This window comes from Paenibacillus sp. FSL K6-1217, from assembly GCF_045040735.1.
Lineage (GTDB): Bacteria > Bacillota > Bacilli > Paenibacillales > Paenibacillaceae > Paenibacillus_AQ.
On record NZ_CP150271.1, the window covers coordinates 2,365,031 to 2,380,868 of the forward strand.

Sequence of the window (15,838 nt, forward strand, 5' to 3'; positions counted from 1 at the left end):
AAAATTTTTGATACTAATTTCTGGATGTTTCATGAGCTTATCTTTTTTTATCGGCCAATCGTTGGTGCAAAGTTAGCTCCTTGATCGAGCGTACATACAGATTGGCGCTAGCCAATAAGGAACACACTGAGTGTAGCAATTGGTATATCAATATCTCCAGCCCTTATATATAAAAAAACGGAAGAACAGATATTTCTGTTCTCCCGCAAATTATTCTGCCGCTGAGCGCTTAGCTTAACGGTTCGGCAGACTGTACCCTTCACCGATGGCGCTGCCGTCTGTGAAGCGGTAGAAGTTGTAATAGTAACGCCCGTCTTTTTTGTAAAATAACTGCCAGGCATATTCTCCGTTGTATACACCGGGCAGCAGCCGTTCAATCGTAATGTCCGGCAGCTGGGCGGCAATGATCCCGCGCATCTTCTCTTCCGAGGTTCCTTTACTCAGCTCTTCGGCATACAGGCCGTTGTCGCCTCCGGCAGGCTTGCCCTCCACGGTGAAACGGACCCACACCATCATCTCGGTCCCTGCCTCATTCTTGCCGGTCAGCACCCAGTAGATCTCATTCTCATCCCAGACGGATTTCTGGGCCTTGGTGACCTCTGTTAATCCGGTACGCGCCCGGGCCAGCTCCTTGGCTTCATTCCGCTCGTTCCACTGGTCCTTCATAATGTAGGCATAGAACTGGCTAAGTCCGAACAGAAGGAGCAGCACCAGGATAATTCCCAGCCATATCCATTTTCTCCTCTTCTTCTTCACCGCGTTGCTTCCTTTCCCGTTCTCCTAAATTACCGCTTCAGCAGGCTCTCGAACGTCTCCTGTGCTTTGCGGCGGATGGCTTCTTCATCAAGGGTCAGGCATTGTCCATGCTTCACAACCTGCCTACCGTTAACCCATACATGCTCCACATCCTTGGCACTTGCCGAATATACGGCGTGGGAGAGCAGATCGGTGTGCGGCAGCAGATGCGGCTGGTCAATATCCAGTGCGATGAAGTCGGCCTTCATCCCTGCTGCAAGCCGGCCTACCCCGCTCAGGAAAATAGACTGCGCCCCGTACTCCGTCGCCATCAGAAGCGCCTCAGGAGCCGGTACCGCTGTAGGATCGCCGCTTACGCCCTTGTGGATCAAAGCCGCCAGCCTCATCTCTTCAAACATATCCAGATTGTTGTTGCTTGCCGCGCTGTCTGTACCGAGGGACACTTTCACCCCGGCTCTCAGCAGCTCAGGAACCCGCGCAACCCCGCTGGCCAGCTTCAGGTTGCTGCCGGGGTTATGTGACACGCCAACGTTATGGCGGGCCAGAATTCCGATCTCCTCATCGTTCAGATGCACCCCGTGGGCCACGAGGGACGGACGGGTAAACATTCCGAGCTTCTCCAGATGCGCAACGGGACGCAGGCCGTAGTCGGCCACGTTCTGCTCCACTTCATGGCGCGTCTCGGACATATGGGTGTGCATCGGCAGGTCCAGATCATGGGCAGCCTGCACAAACTTCATGAAAAACTCTGGAGGACAGGTGTAGGGAGCATGAGGAGAGAGCATGGTCGTGATTCTGCCGTCAGCCTTGCCATGCCAGTTACGGGCAAAAGCAATCGCTTCCGCAAGTTTGGACTGCTGGATCTCTTCCGGGCACAGCCCGATCACGCCGCGCATCAGCACAGCACGAATGCCGGACTGCTCGGTCACTTCCGCTACCCGGTCCATATGATCATACATATCGAGGAAGGTAGTTGTGCCGCCCTTGAGCATCTCCAGCACGGACAAGGAGGTTCCCCAATATACATCATCACCAGTGAATTTCTCTTCCATCGGCCACATCTTCTCCTGCAGCCAGGACTGAAGCACCATATCGTCCCCGTATCCGCGCAGCAGTGACATCGCCGTATGCCCATGGGTATTGACCAGACCCGGCATGAACAGCAGACGGCTGCCGTCTACGACCAGAGCGCCTTCTTCCACTGCCGGCTCAGCTTCGCCTATGTAAGTAATCAGATCATTCTCGAGGGTCATATACCCGCTCAGAACCGGCTTGTCGCTGCCCGGAACCAGAAAGTATCCGTTCTTGATTATCGTGGTCTTACTGCTCATCTTCAGCCTCTTCCTTTCCATCATGCAAATAATAGGCCAGGCTCTGCAGATCTGTAGTGAAATCTGCGGCATGAATCCGGATATTGGCAGGCGTCTTGAGAATAACCGGTGCGAAGTTCAGAATCGCCTCGATGCCGGAGTCTACAAGAATATCGGCCACATTCTGGGCTTCGCTGTCCGGCACGGTGATAATCCCGATCCGGATGCCCTGAGAGCGGATCGTAGCGCTTAGCTCCTCCATCGGCTGCACCACCAGCGAGTTGATCTGCTGGCCCACCTTCGGCGGGTAGGCATCGAAGACGGCCGTGATTTTCATCGTATCCTTCAGGTAAGCATTGTAGTTGGACAAAGCATGGCCGAGATTACCGGCTCCGACCAGGGCCACATTAATTTGCTGGTCAAGCTTCAGGATATGGCGGATCTTCTCGATCAGATAAGATACATCGTAGCCGATGCCCTTTCTGCCGAAATCACCGAAATAAGCGAGATCCTTGCGGATCTGGGCGGGGTTCAGATCCAGCTTCTGGCCCAGCTCCTGGGAAGAGACTGTGGAGATTTCACGTTTTTGGAGATCGTTCAGGAAACGCAGGTACACTGGGAGCCTGCGGACGACGGCCTCCGATATTTTATCCGATTTCATGTATTCTCCTCCTTAAAAGTTTTGATAGCATATCCTGCTGTGATGAACTTCGCACAACTCGCTTCGTAACCTTATCCGATTATAGCAACCGTGCCCCGCAGCCTGCCGGAATGGCAGGACAGCGGAAAACGGATCTTCAGGTGAACCTTGACTTATTAATAATAGCAATAGCGCCCCAATTAGGAAACCCCGCCGTCTTCCAGCCATTCGGCAATTCTCGGGACCATCTGCTCGGTGAGCATATGCTCCATCTTGGGACCGGGCAGCGAATACAGGAAGTACTTCCCGTAGTACGATTCAATCACCCTGGTATCAAAAACAATCACGATGCCCCGGTCCTGTGCCGTGCGGACGAGCCGCCCGAAGCCCTGCTTGAAGCGGATAACGGCCTGGGGCACGGACAGCTTCATGAACGGGTTCTTCTTCTGAGCCTGAAGCAGCTCCGACTTCGCCTCTGCCAGCGGATGATTCGGCGGCTGGAACGGGAGTCTGACAATGGCCAGGCAGGTCAATGCTTCTCCGGGAATATCGACCCCTTCCCAGAAGCTGCTGGTCCCGAGCAGGACGGAGGCCGGGCTGTCCTGGAAGCGGCGGATCAGCTTGCTCCGGCTGCCTCCCTCCACACCTTGACCCAGCACTGCGATATCCTGAGAAGCAAGCGCCTCCTTCAGCGGCTCATAGACCTGGCGCAGCATTTTGTAGGAGGTGAACAGCACCAGCATCCGCCCCCGTGTTGTTACAGCCGTCTCGGCAAGGGATTGCACCAGCGTATCTACAAACCGGGCATCCCCTATACTTCCCTTGACGCTCGGGAAATCACGGGGAATGACCAGCAGCGCCTGCTCACGGTACTTGAACGGCGACGGAAGCAGAGCAGTCATCAGACGCCCCTGCTCCGCAGCCTCACCTAGCCCCAGGTTATCAATCATGAACTGGAAGGATTTATCCACCGATAAGGTGGCCGAGGTCAGGATAATACTCTTCTTCTTGTCGAAGAACAGCTCCCTGAGCTGGGTGCTGACATCTACAGGAACGGCATACATCTGGAGCGATTTGCCCTTATAATTGCCGCTTCCCTCCAGCCAGTACACGATATTCTCATCATTCAGGCTCATGAAGAAGCGGATCTGCTCTCTAATGGATGCCAGATCCTTGAACAACCCGCCTATGTCGGTCACCAGACTGTCCGACGAGGATTGGCTGTCCGTATCACGCATCTCGCTGAGCATCCTGTCCCCCTTGCGGATGATATCGCTCAGACTGAGGTTCAGCGTATTCTCAAGAGCAGCCAGCTCCTCCCAGTCCTTCGGCTTCTTGCCCGGCTGCAGGCGGGCCACCAGCTGGCCGGCTTCACCGGCCCCGGCATCGCTGCGCTCAGGCAGCAGACTGAAGAGCCTGTCGCTGAGCGCATCCCAGGATTCCTTCACGGTCAGCAAATCGGGATAGATCCGGTCGATCACGCCGCTCCATTCGGAAGCCTGCTCACTGCCCGAAGACTGCAGACTCTGGCGGAGGGCAGGCAGCTGCCCGCTCCGGCTGTCCTTGTAGAGACGGGTGAGCGTATGAGCGAATGTGAAATATTTCATCTGCATGCCAAGATGCTTGCCGGCAATATCCTCCAGATGATGAGCCTCATCAATAACAAGATGATCGTACGCCGGAAGAAGCTGATGCCCGGCTTTGACATCGGCGAACAGCTTGGAGTGATTGGTAACCACCACATCGGAGATCCCCGCCTCATGCTTGGCCCGATGGTAATAGCATTTGCGGAACCAGGGACAGGCGCGTCCCAGGCAGGAGTCGGTATCACTGGCTACCGTCTCCCAGAAATCGCCGCCCCGCCCGCTTAAGTTAAGCTCCTCATCATCGCCGGTGGTCGTCTGGGTCAGCCAGACAAGCATCTGTGCAGCGGTAAGCGCTTCTTCTCTTGGACTGGTGAAGTCCTTCTTGTTCATGCGGTGCTCGAACTTGCGCAGACACAAATAGTGCCCTCTTCCCTTAAAGATGGAGGCTTTGAACGGGAACGGCACAACGCTGGTCAAGAGCGGAATGTCCCGTTCACGCAGCTGGTCCTGAAGGTTGATGGTATGTGTGCTGACCATCACCTTCTGGTCACTCTTCACACTGTGGTAGATAGCCGGAAGCAGGTACCCCAGCGATTTGCCGGTGCCTGTCCCCGCTTCAATCAGCAGATGCTTGTCTTGCTCCAGCGCTGTAATAACCTCATGGATCATCAGCTCCTGGGCCTCACGGCTCTCATATTGGGGAAGAGCGGCCTTCAGCCGCAGCGTCACCTCATCCATATACTCTTCAAAGGTAATATTCTCCAGCGGGTTGACGCTTCCTTCCTCCCGCGGCAAAGCCAGCTCCGCCCAGTCCCCCACCGCCAGCGCAAGCTGGCGGTAGAAGCTCAGCTCCCCTTCCGGCTGGAAGGTCTCCATCTCCCGCTCCCGCAGCAGACCGTCGAAATACCAGGCCAAATCACTGTCTTCGTCCGCGAACAGCTCATTCAGCCGCTGAACGGTCAGCAGCGGCAGACTGCGCAGCTCTTCCAGACATTTGAGCAGCACAATAGCCGTGGCAAGCGCATCGCTGTCCGCCTGATGGGGACGGTCATGCGTAATGCCGAAGTGGTTGCTTACCGCGCCCAGCTGATAGGTGCTCAGCGAGGGGAAGCATATTTTGAGAAAATCGATTGTATCCAGAATCCGCCCCTGAAACGGCAAGTAACCGCAGCGGTCCAGCGCATTCTGCAAAAAATGAAAGTCAAACGCCACATTGTGTCCAACGAGGACCACATCATCCAGCAGCGGCACCAGCTCCATCATCATCTCATCAAGCTCCGGCGCATCCTGTACATCGCTGTCTGTAATTCCGGTCAGGCCCGTTATAAAAGGAGGAATGGGCGCTCCGGGCTTGACGTAGGAACCATACACCCGGGAAATCGTCCCGTCTTCTTCTATAATGGCAAGGCCAACCTGGATGATCTCTCCTACAGATTGGGTTCCCGTAGTTTCAAAATCAAGCACGGCAAATTTCATTATAAGTTCTATTCCCTTTCACTTGAGACTCTTTATCAGCATAACAGAAGTTACGAAAAAAGGCGATGCACACCCCGGGAAGTGGGGCGCATCGCCTGAAGAAACCGAGGATAAATTATAAAAGCGAAACCAGCTGCCGGCCGAACTCAAGCTTCCCGCCCCGCTTACGGCATACCTCCAGATTAACGTTAGGCTCCGGGAGCTCCGGATCATGCAGCAGCGACAGGCTGAACAGCTCGCTGGCTTCAACGAAGCGTTCCTGGGAAGCCCGGATACACCCCATCGCATTATAGATCATTGCCTTCAGCTTCACCTCACGGATCAGGCCCAGCATGTGCTCCAGATGGCCCCAGGCAATGTCGCCTTCCCCCTCCTGGAGGTAAGCCATTGCCAGATACAGGCGGGCAGCGAGGCTGTCCGGATACTTAGCCGTAACTTCCCGGAACTGTTCAATGCATTTGCGGTACATCAGCAGCTTGTAATAGCCCTGTCCCCTGACAAAAGCATCCATCGCAAGCTCAGGCGCTTCCTCTTCAGGCAGTTCCTCCGGCTGGGCCTGGAAATCAGCCTGTTCCCGGAATTCGCTCAGCTTCTCGGCAAAAACCAGCCACTCATCCATTACATTATCACTGATTCGGTGGAGCATATTATACTTGGATAAAAGATCGCTTCGGCGGGCACCCTCCGCAGTAGGATAGTCGGCTTTGATCTCCTGGAGCATCTTGTTCATCTCAGCAAATAAATGTTGAAACACCGGACATCCCACCCTTACTGATAATGAAGTCAGCTTAAGCTTGCCTACGTTCATTATCAGCAAGTACGGGGGTCTTCATCCCTGCCATTGATTACATGGCTCAAAGCGCGGACTTCAGGCAATTGTCGCGTGAATCTCATGATCCGCCAGCTTCACCGGCTTGTTGCCTGCATCAACGAACACTACAGTCGGCTTGTGCGCCGCCAGCTCCTCGGAGGACATCACAGCGTACGAAATAATAATTACGGTATCGCCGGGCTGCACCAGACGCGCCGCCGCCCCGTTCAGACAAATGACGCCGCTGCCGCGCGGGCCGGGGATGACATAGGTCTCCAGACGGGAACCGTTATTGTTGTCCACGATCTGCACCTTCTCGTTCTCCAGCAGGTCTGCGGCTTCCATCAGATCCTCATCAATGGTAATGCTGCCCACATAATTGAGATTGGCTTCAGTGACTGTTGCCCGGTGGATCTTGGATTTCATCATATGTCTAAACAAGAGCGTGTGCCTCCTTAGGAATAAATACATTATTGTCAATCAGACGGGTTCTGCCGAACTTCACTGCCAGAGCCATTATAATCTCTCCACCCGCATCCGTCAGCCTGCTTCCGCCTTCCAGTTCTTCCAGATCGGGGAAGGTTAGAATTTCGGCGTAATCAATGACCGCAAGCGGCGATTCCGAAATTATGGAGACCAGCATCCCCCGTGCTTCATCTATCGTGCGTATGCTGCCCTCTTCCATAGCCTGACGCACTTCGCGCAGGGAACGGGACAATACCAGCGCCTGTCTGCGCTCCTCGGCGCTCAGATAGACATTGCGTGAGCTAAGTGCCAGCCCATCTTCCTCCCGCACAATAGGGCAGGCGATAATGTCCACATTCATACTCAGGTCGGACACCATCCGGCGGAGTACGGCGACCTGCTGGGCATCCTTGAGTCCGAAGAAGGCGTAATCCGGCTGTACGATGTTGAACAGCTTGCTGACCACCGTAGTAACTCCGTCAAAATGCCCCGGCCGCGATGCTCCGCAGAGCTGCGAGGTTAGCGAGGCTACGGAGACGCCTGCACGGATCGGCTGCGGGTACATCTCTTCCACACTTGGGATGAACACCAGGTCCGCGCCTTCGCGTTCGGCAAGCTCCAGGTCACGCTGCTCATCCCGGGGGTAGGAAGCAAAATCCTCATTCGGGCCAAACTGCAGCGGATTGACAAAAATACTCATCACCACCGTGCCGCTCTTCTCCCCCGCCTTACGCAGCAGGCTGGCATGTCCTTCGTGCAGATAACCCATGGTGGGTACAAAACCAACGGGGCCATGGCCTCCTTGACGCATATATTCAAGCGCTTCGCGCATTTCAGCAATCGTTCGGATGACTCTCATGTTATTTCGCTCCTTTGCCGGCATTGCCGTATAAAGATTCCAGGACCGTCTCGTCTGCGCTGAACACATGCTCTTCCGCAGGGAATGAGCGGTCTTTCACTTCCTGAACATAGCTGCTGATGCCTTCACGGATCAGAGTGCCGACATCGGCGTAGGTTTTGACGAATTTTTTCTCCCGGTAAGGGGAGGCATACCGCAGTACGTCATGGAACACCAGAACCTGTCCGTCACAGTAGCGTCCTGCACCGATACCGATGGTCGGTATACTGACCGCTTTGGAGATCGCCTCCGCCACCTCTTCCGTCACCAGCTCCAGCACAATACCGAAGGCTCCGGCAGCTTCCAGCGCCTTCGCCTCGTCCATCAGCCGCTTGGCATCCTTGGCATCCTTGCCCTGAATCCGGTAGCCTCCGATCATATTAACCGACTGAGGGGTCAGGCCGATATGGCCGAGCACCGGAACTCCGGCTGCAACCACTGCGGACACAGCGGAGCAGATCTCAAGGCCGCCTTCCATTTTGACCGCATGGGCCTGGCCTTCCTGCATCAGTCTGCGCACACCGCGCAAGGTCTCATCCACGCTTCCGTGGTAGGTCATGAACGGCATATCCGCCACTATGAACGTATGGGGCGCTCCCCGCTTCACCGAACGGGTGTGGTAGACCATATCCTCTATGGTAACCGGCAGCGTGGTATCATAACCAAGCACGACGTTCCCCAGGGAATCGCCGACCAGAATCAGGTCAATTCCGGCCTCCTCTGCCAGCAGGGCTGAAGGGTAATCATAAGCGGTCAGCATGCTCAGGGGCACACCGTCCGTTTTCATTTTTTTCATTTTGATAATATTCAGTGCGTGTTTGTCGGCCATGTCGCTCTCTTCCCCTTTTCCATAAAATACGCGATCTTCGCGCAAACAAAAAAACCTTTTAGCATAGTCCGCTAAAAAGGTCCGAAGGGCAAAAAAGAGTCACTCGCGATCGTCCCTTCTGTCTCGGTCCTTACGGCTCAGAGCAGAATCCAACGTAACCGTTACATCCAGTTATGAAGGTACATCCGGTAAACAATGTCCTGTTAAAAGATTTCAGTTGCGTGAGTACAGCTCGCCATGCGATGCCGCCTCTGACCACAGTATAACAAAAAAATACAAAAATAAACACCTTAAAATATGACATGGCCGCCCTCGTGGTCGTGAGGAGCGGCCTTGTTGGCATTCTAACAAGGTAAAGTACAAAGCTGCGTTCATAGCTAAAAAGAGAGATAAGTGTATTATGTACAAATAACAACAGTGAAGCGGAAGACTTTCCTCTCCTAACTGTAGTCTGTACAACTACATTTGCCCGGATGGGCGAAAATCCAAGTATACATGTCATTTTATTGCACGAAATACAGCTAAAGCGAGATTCGGCGGTCATCAGACGATTTAGTTGTACAGATTGTTACAGATTGCAATTAAGCATACTCTTTGCACCCTAATCGAGGGGCGCCAAGCCCTCAGCATGCAATTAGTTAAAATCATTCTGACTAGTACCGCATCAGCCTTTAAATTGTGGATATAACCTTTTGAGTTTGACTCGTGCATCTTCCGTAGTGAATTGCCAATCCACTCCTTTTTGAACAGCGTTTCGAGTCGATTCCCATTCGGTTAGTTCGCTGGCTAGCTCTTCCATAGAGGGAATCCGTCTGTCTAAACATTGGCTTGTCATGACGCTCAGCTCAATTTCAGCAATGTTTAGCCAGCTGCCATGTTTAGGTGTGTAGTGGATCTCGAGTCGTTTGGCTAGACGTAACGCCGTCTCGGGTTCAAAAGCTTCATATAACGAGGCAATGGAATGTGTGTTTAAATTGTCCATCACCAAACGAAGGGTCGGTGCGCTCGGGTAATGAACGTCCAAAAGTTCCCGAACTTGCTCCGCCCATTCGATTTTGGTACGTCGTGGACGAACGCTGACATGCCGCCAGCCTGCAAGCGGTTCTGTGAAAATAAAGATACTACAGGTTCCATGGCGTACGTATTCTGAATCTTCTCTCAGTGGCTTGGCTGGTTTCATCGGAATGGGGTTTCGCACGTCATCCAGCAGTTGGAAGGGTTTTTCATCCATGCAAATGACAGGACATTCTCTATCGTAGGGCAAATGGTAGACCTCTAGCACATCTTCCATGGCTGCTACAAACGCCGCATTCTGCTTAGGCGGAATACACCAACATTTACGAAGATGGGGTTTGAGTTCGTTTTTTTAAAATCCGATCCACCGTGTCGTACGAAATGCTGTCAATATACCCCAGTTCTACGGTCTTATCTGCCAACAGTCGAAGGGTCCACCGACTTCTTCCGGCTGGGGGTGTACTGCAACTGAGTGCGATGATTTTCGCCTCCAATTCGCCAGTAACCTTTGGAGGATTCGGCGGGGTCAGTCTCTTTTTTCGTTCAAGTGCCGCCTGCATTCCGTTCACTGCAAAGGACTTGCGCACCAGATATACGGTGTTCGTATGGATGTGTAGCTGCTTGGCAATTTCTACATCTGTAAGTTTTCCGTCCAGTCGATTCTCATCTGCCCACAACAGAATTTGGGCTCGCCGAAGAGATCGTGCGGCCACCTTACCTTTCGAGCAAATCTCCAGTAATTCATTCTGCTGATTTGCGGTTAAGCAAACGGTATATTCACGGTTTCTCATAGTCGACACCTCTTTTTATCTCGACTATATCACATTCACCATATTTTAACTATTTTAAATCTGATACTCTACTAGTACAGTGTCGGATTTAAAAGCGTGGATAAGCTTGTGAAACTCAGGGGTTCGTGTAAAGAAACCCTATCATCCCCAAAAATCTAACGGACCGAAGAGACCTTATTCCCGCTATAACGCCCCTTTTTGCAGCGTGACGGACTCAGGAGATCTTATCATCTTTCTGAAAGACGTTTTGGGGCTGAATTGCAGGGGATAAGGTCCTTGCGGTCCGTTAATCGCCCAAGTGACGACTTTCTTTATTCATAAGAGCACCTCAGTCCGTTATGCTAAGCCAAACACCCTTAAAGAACCCCCCGCTTGGAAAAGATGTAAATTGAAGGGGAATTGTGTCTGCTCCACTAACTTTAATCTGATGAGATACTAGTTAAATCTGATGCTCTTCTAAATCATTTCAATTTCGCCGGACAGTACGCTCACTACCTCACCGGATGGGTTGCGCAGCAGCAGCCCGCCGTTGTCGCTCAGTCCGACAGCGGTGGCCTCGGTGCGGCCTTGAGGAGTGTTCACGCATACCTGACGCCCCAGTGTCACCGACATCGACTCCCACAGCTCCTTCACCGGCTGGAAGCCTTGCTCCAGATATAGCCGGTACAAGTATTCGAGCTCTTCCAGCACAGCTTCCGCAAGCCTCGTACGGTCTACAGGAATGCCGCCGCCTTCGATCAGCAGCGATGTACCGATTCCCCGCAGCTCCTCCGGGTAGTCCTCCTCCGTCAGATTGACGGCGATGCCAATTCCGGCGATGCAATAATGCAGCCCGCCTTCCCGCAGCGAGGACTCCAGCAGGATTCCGCAGATTTTGCGGCCGCCGGCCAGCAGGTCATTCGGCCACTTGATGCCGGCCGGCACTCCGGTCACCTCACGGATCGCTGTGCAGACGGCCACTCCGGCTAACAGTGTCAGCTGCGGAGTGAGGTCCAGCGGCAGCGCGGGACGCAGCACCAGACTCATCCAGATTCCCTTGCCGTGAGGGGAGTGCCATTTGCGGCCCATCCGCCCGCGTCCGCCGGTCTGCGCTTCGGCCATAACCGTTGTGCCTTCTGGAGCGCCTCCTTCGGCAAGCAATTTGGCTTCCTCCTGGGTGGAACCGACAGTATCCAGCCGCTGAATTCCCGAGGCCCAGCCGGGTACGAATGCCTCCCGCTTCAAGGCGGCGGGACGCTGCGTATGACCGCTATTCATCTCTATCCATCCTTTGCGCTGCCTGTAGCAGTAATTGTGTGTCATTGGCAATGTCGCCTGCCGCGACAGCCTGAAGCAGCCGGTGCAGCAGGACGCCCAGCCAAGGGCCGGGACGCTTCTCCAGCACCGCTGTCACCTCATGCCCGCTCACCGCCAGCTCCGCCAGCGTGCGGATCGGCATCTCTGCGGTCCAGGACCGCAGGAGGCTGGTGGTGAGGGGCGGGTTGGCAGCGGCGTCAGGGACAGCTGCATCCATGATGGGTGCGCCCGCGTCAGAGACTGCAACATCCGCGCCGGGTGCGGCTTCGGCCGTGGCAGGAGTTCCTGCGACCGTGGCGGGTGCGCCCGCAGCAGAGACTGCAACATCCGCGCCAGGTGCGCCTTCGGCCGTTGCAGGAGTTCTTGCGGCCGTGGCGGGTGCGCCCGCGTCAGAGACTGCAACATCCGCGCCAGGTGCGGCTTCGGCCGTGGCGGTAAGTCCTGCGGCCGTGGCGGGTGCGCCCGCGTCACTGGCAGGGACGCCTGCGGCCGTGCCGAGGGCACCGGCGCCAGCAGAGGCGGCGGCGTCAGCCCCCGCCGCCTCCAGCAGCGTCAGCCACCCTTCGGCGGCTGACTGGCCGTGGGCCAGCACGGCGGCGATCCACCGCCGCCGCAGCAGGTCTCCGGCGCCGGAAGCCTCCGGCCGCGCCGAGGACAACGCCGCGTCCCACGCTTCGCGGACGCGGAGCACGGCGACGACGCCGGTGCGCGTCGCCCCCGGGAACGTCCATGCCCGCAGGAGCTCATCGGCGGAAGCCGCCGACGATCCCAGGGCATGCAGCAGGAGCGCCCAGCGCAGGCGGGCGCTCTGCAGGTTCCCGAGACCGGCGAGGCGGGCGGCGGCAGCCGCCAGGTCCCTGCCGGTCCAAGGGAACGGCGCTTTGCCGCGCGGCAGCAGGCCGCTGCGCAGCAGGAGCCCTAGCCCGCGCTGCGGGTGCGGGCCTTCCAGGATGCGCTCGACCTCGGAGCGCACCCGCTCCACAGCAATATGCGCCAGCTTGTCACGCTGGCGCAGCAGGCCGCGCCAGGTATTCTTCGCAACCGCGAAATCCAGCACGGAGGCAAAACGTACGCAGCGCAGCATCCGCAGCGCATCCTCTTCGAAGCGCTCCTCCGCGTCGCCAACACAGCGGATCACGCGGAGCTTAAGATCCCGCTCCCCGCCGAAGGGGTCAATCCGCGCGCCGTCAAGGCCGCAGCAGATGGCATTGATCGTAAAGTCACGGCGGCGGAGATCCTCCCGCACATCCCTGACGAAGACGACATGCTCCGGGCGCCGGTGATCGGCATAGCCGCTCTCCGTCCGGTAGGTCGTCACTTCCAGGCTGTAGCCCTCCTGCAGCACCGTGATCGTACCATGCGCCAGCCCGGTAGGGACACAGCGCGGAAACAGGGCCATGACCTCCTCCGGCAGCGCGGAGGTAGTGATGTCGATATCATGCACCGGACGGCCCAGCAGCTCATCGCGCAGGCAGCCGCCGACGAAATAAGCCTCATGGCCGCCTGCCAGCAGGCCTGCAACTACAGTTCCGGCAGCTTCGGCCATGCCGGGTGGTGCCATTCTCCATTCCATATCGTACTCCTTACCCCCGGATCGGGTCTAACCCGGATACCTTGCGCCCGAGCACACGGTAATAGATATCTTCATATTGATTGGTAATCATATCTCTGCTGAAATCATTGCAGGAGCGCTCCAGGCAGGCGCGCCGGAAGCTCTCTGCCATCGCTTCGTCCGAGAGCAGCCGGATGGCGTACTCCGCCATCGTATCGGTATCGCCGACCGGCGCAAGGAATCCGGTCTTGCCATGCTGGATCAGCTCCGGAATCCCCCCGGCCTGCGAGCCGATGGTAGGAACGCCGCAAGCCATCGCTTCCAGGGCAACAAGCCCGAAGCTCTCCTTCTCTGAAGGCAGCAGCAGCAGGTCCGCCAAGGAGATCACCTGGGCAATCTCATCCTGCTTGCCCAGGAAGCGGACATGATCGTCAAGACCCATCTCGCTGATCTTGGCCTGAATCTTCGGCAGGTCAGGTCCTTCGCCGACCAGCAGCAGCTTGGAAGGCACCTGGCGGTTCACCTTGGCGAACACATCCACCACATCACTCACCCGCTTGACCGGGCGGAAATTGCTGATGTGCATGAGGATCTTCTCATCCGGGGCCGCGAAATCGCCGCGCAAATCCGTCACATCTCGGGGATAATAGACGCGCTTATCCACGAAATTATAGGTAAGATCAATTTCTCGCGTGATATCCAACGCTTTGCGGGTCTCCTTGATCAGATCGCGGGAGACGGCGGTCACCGCATCGCTCTCGTTAATCCCCAGCCGGATCAGATCCTTCAGGGATTCATCCTGGCCCAGTACCGTAATATCCGTACCGTGCAGTGTCGTAACCACCTTGATATCATTGCCCAGAATCTGCTTAGCGAGATACGCGCATACCGCGTGCGGAACCGCATAATGGACATGGAACAGATCCAGATTCTGCATTTTGGCTACCTGCGCCATCTTGGTCGCCAGCGCCAGATCATATGGCGGATAGCGGAATACATAATAATCGTTAACCTCTACCTCATGGTAGAAAATATTCTTCTGAAACGTTCCCAGCCGAAACGGGATGCTGTGGGTAATAAAATGAACCTCATGGCCTTTTTCAGCCAATAGCTTGCCCAGTTCAGTTGCCACCACACCCGAGCCGCCAAGAGAAGGATAACAAGTGATGCCTATCTTTAGCCGCTCCATAGCTCCGCCCCTTAATTTAAACTTAAGTCTATTACTTCAAGTAACGATATGAATTAATTATAGTTGTTTTCCGGGCGTTGTCGAGTGGCAACCTCTATTTGCGGGCAGAATTGAACAGATCTACGGTATACGGCACCTTGCCGGCGAACCCTTCGGCATAAGGAATAAGCCTCCGCTGGCCAAGCAGCATGTCTCTTGAACGAACGCGGTCAATATAACCTTCGGTCAGAGGCGTCGCTACGGCATCCTCACCCGGGGCAATTCCAAACTGTGAACGGTAGCAGGACAATGCCTGCTCCTTAAGCGGATACTGCGCGGTCACATCCACAATCAGGTCCGTCCGTCCCAGATCATTAATGAAGTAGAAATATAACTCAGGTTCCGGGATCGAAGGCTTGTCCGGCATAAATCTGCGCAGCTTGGCATTGAATACTGCTTCCTCCACCAGCTTGCTGCAGGCAATATGGTCGGGATGGCGGTCTTCCCAGTAAGGAGCAAACACCATAGACGGAGCATAGCGGCGGATCTCCGCTGTTACAGCCGCCAAATGGCCCTCTGTCATATACAGGCCTCGGTCAGGCAGCCGCAGATTGGTCCGCACAGACGCGCCCAGCACTGCGGCAGCCTGCTGCGCCTCCTGCTCCCGAAGCTCCACCGTTCCGTTCGAGGACATCTCCGCCCTTGTCAGATCGCACATTCCCACCTTGAAGCCGGCGGCCGTATGCTTGGCAATCGTTCCTGCCATGCCAATCTCGGCATCATCCGCATGTGCGCCGAATACCAGAATGTCGAGCTTCATGACTCGTCCACACCCGGCTTGTATTTATGTACCAGCTCACGCCAGCCGAAATCTCCCCGGTCAATAGCCTTCACCAGAATCTCCGCTGTAGCAATATTCGTGGCAACCGGAATCCCGTACACATCGCACAGCCGGAGCAGCGCCGTAATATCCGGTTCATGCGGCTGGGCCATCAGCGGATCACGCAGGAAAATAATCAAATCCAGCTCATCCGTAGCCACCATCGAGCCGATCTGCTGGTCGCCGCCAAGCGGCCCGGACATGTAACGGTGAATGGACAGCTTGGTCACTTCCATGATGCGCTGGCCCGTAGTTCCGGTGGAGAATAGCTTATGCCCTTCAAAAACATGCTCATAAGCGGTTACGAAATTAACCATTTCATCTTTTTTGCGGTCATGTGCGATAAAAGCGATTTTCAACATTCTG

14 protein-coding genes and 1 pseudogene are annotated in these 15,838 nt (G+C 55.5%); all 15 read right to left on the reverse strand.

Features of this window, described 5'->3' with window-relative positions; genetic code table 11:
* Nucleotides 1-234: 234 nt before the first annotated feature.
* The 15 genes and pseudogenes from MHH28_RS10565 to mgsA all read right to left on the reverse strand — a co-directional run bounded on the left by MHH28_RS10565 (nucleotide 235) and on the right by mgsA (nucleotide 15,834).
* Nucleotides 235-756, reverse strand: a complete 522-nt coding sequence (locus MHH28_RS10565) for a DUF5590 domain-containing protein (RefSeq protein ID WP_405114639.1) — start codon at nucleotides 754-756, stop codon at nucleotides 235-237.
* Between the two features lie 29 nt (nucleotides 757-785).
* Nucleotides 786-2,087: an amidohydrolase gene (locus tag MHH28_RS10570; protein WP_405114641.1), complete on the reverse strand. Its 1,302-nt coding sequence runs from the start codon at nucleotides 2,085-2,087 to the stop codon at nucleotides 786-788.
* On the reverse strand, nucleotides 2,077-2,727 hold the full coding sequence (locus MHH28_RS10575; protein ID WP_405114643.1) for a redox-sensing transcriptional repressor Rex: 651 nt from the start codon (nucleotides 2,725-2,727) through the stop codon (nucleotides 2,077-2,079). Before MHH28_RS10575 ends, MHH28_RS10570 begins: the two co-directional genes overlap by 11 nt.
* Before the next feature lie 179 nt (nucleotides 2,728-2,906).
* A complete protein-coding gene (dinG, locus tag MHH28_RS10580; RefSeq protein ID WP_405114645.1) occupies nucleotides 2,907-5,768 on the reverse strand; it encodes an ATP-dependent DNA helicase DinG in 2,862 nt (953 codons plus the stop codon).
* Between the two features lie 115 nt (nucleotides 5,769-5,883).
* Entirely contained in the window at nucleotides 5,884-6,498 is a 615-nt protein-coding gene (locus MHH28_RS10585; RefSeq protein ID WP_405114647.1) for a hypothetical protein, read from the reverse strand.
* Nucleotides 6,499-6,636: 138 nt separating this feature from the next.
* Nucleotides 6,637-7,020, reverse strand: a complete 384-nt coding sequence (gene panD, locus MHH28_RS10590; RefSeq protein ID WP_036727238.1) for an aspartate 1-decarboxylase — start codon at nucleotides 7,018-7,020, stop codon at nucleotides 6,637-6,639.
* Nucleotides 7,013-7,903 carry a pantoate--beta-alanine ligase gene (gene panC / locus MHH28_RS10595; protein ID WP_405114650.1) on the reverse strand — a complete coding sequence of 297 codons (891 nt, stop codon included), beginning with the start codon at nucleotides 7,901-7,903 and terminating at the stop codon, nucleotides 7,013-7,015. The genes panD and panC overlap by 8 nt, the downstream gene beginning before the upstream one ends.
* A gap of 1 nt (nucleotide 7,904) precedes the next feature.
* Nucleotides 7,905-8,771, reverse strand: coding sequence for a 3-methyl-2-oxobutanoate hydroxymethyltransferase (panB, locus tag MHH28_RS10600; RefSeq protein ID WP_405114652.1), 867 nt, complete (start codon nucleotides 8,769-8,771; stop codon nucleotides 7,905-7,907).
* Between the two features lie 664 nt (nucleotides 8,772-9,435).
* A protein-coding gene (locus tag MHH28_RS10605) for an IS630 family transposase (protein WP_405114654.1) occupies nucleotides 9,436-10,576 on the reverse strand; the annotation gives its coding sequence in 2 pieces (ribosomal slippage) (nucleotides 9,436-10,138 and nucleotides 10,137-10,576; 1,143 coding nt in all).
* A 456-nt stretch (nucleotides 10,577-11,032) separates the two neighbouring features.
* Nucleotides 11,033-11,833, reverse strand: a complete 801-nt coding sequence (locus MHH28_RS10610; RefSeq protein WP_405114656.1) for a biotin--[acetyl-CoA-carboxylase] ligase — start codon at nucleotides 11,831-11,833, stop codon at nucleotides 11,033-11,035.
* Nucleotides 11,826-12,530, reverse strand: a complete 705-nt coding sequence (locus tag MHH28_RS10615) for a hypothetical protein (RefSeq protein ID WP_405116994.1) — start codon at nucleotides 12,528-12,530, stop codon at nucleotides 11,826-11,828. The genes MHH28_RS10610 and MHH28_RS10615 overlap by 8 nt, the downstream gene beginning before the upstream one ends.
* A gap of 81 nt (nucleotides 12,531-12,611) precedes the next feature.
* Nucleotides 12,612-13,445, reverse strand: a pseudogene (locus MHH28_RS10620) (CCA tRNA nucleotidyltransferase); the annotation flags it as partial.
* Between the two features lie 10 nt (nucleotides 13,446-13,455).
* Nucleotides 13,456-14,613, reverse strand: a complete 1,158-nt coding sequence (gene bshA, locus MHH28_RS10625) for an N-acetyl-alpha-D-glucosaminyl L-malate synthase BshA (RefSeq protein ID WP_405114658.1) — start codon at nucleotides 14,611-14,613, stop codon at nucleotides 13,456-13,458.
* Between the two features lie 94 nt (nucleotides 14,614-14,707).
* Entirely contained in the window at nucleotides 14,708-15,412 is a 705-nt protein-coding gene (gene bshB1 / locus MHH28_RS10630; protein WP_405114660.1) for a bacillithiol biosynthesis deacetylase BshB1, read from the reverse strand.
* The gene (gene mgsA, locus MHH28_RS10635; protein ID WP_036727258.1) at nucleotides 15,409-15,834 is read right to left on the reverse strand and encodes a methylglyoxal synthase; all 426 of its coding nucleotides are present in this window, start codon (nucleotides 15,832-15,834) and stop codon (nucleotides 15,409-15,411) included. The genes bshB1 and mgsA overlap by 4 nt, the downstream gene beginning before the upstream one ends.
* Between the last annotated feature and the right edge of the window lie 4 nt (nucleotides 15,835-15,838).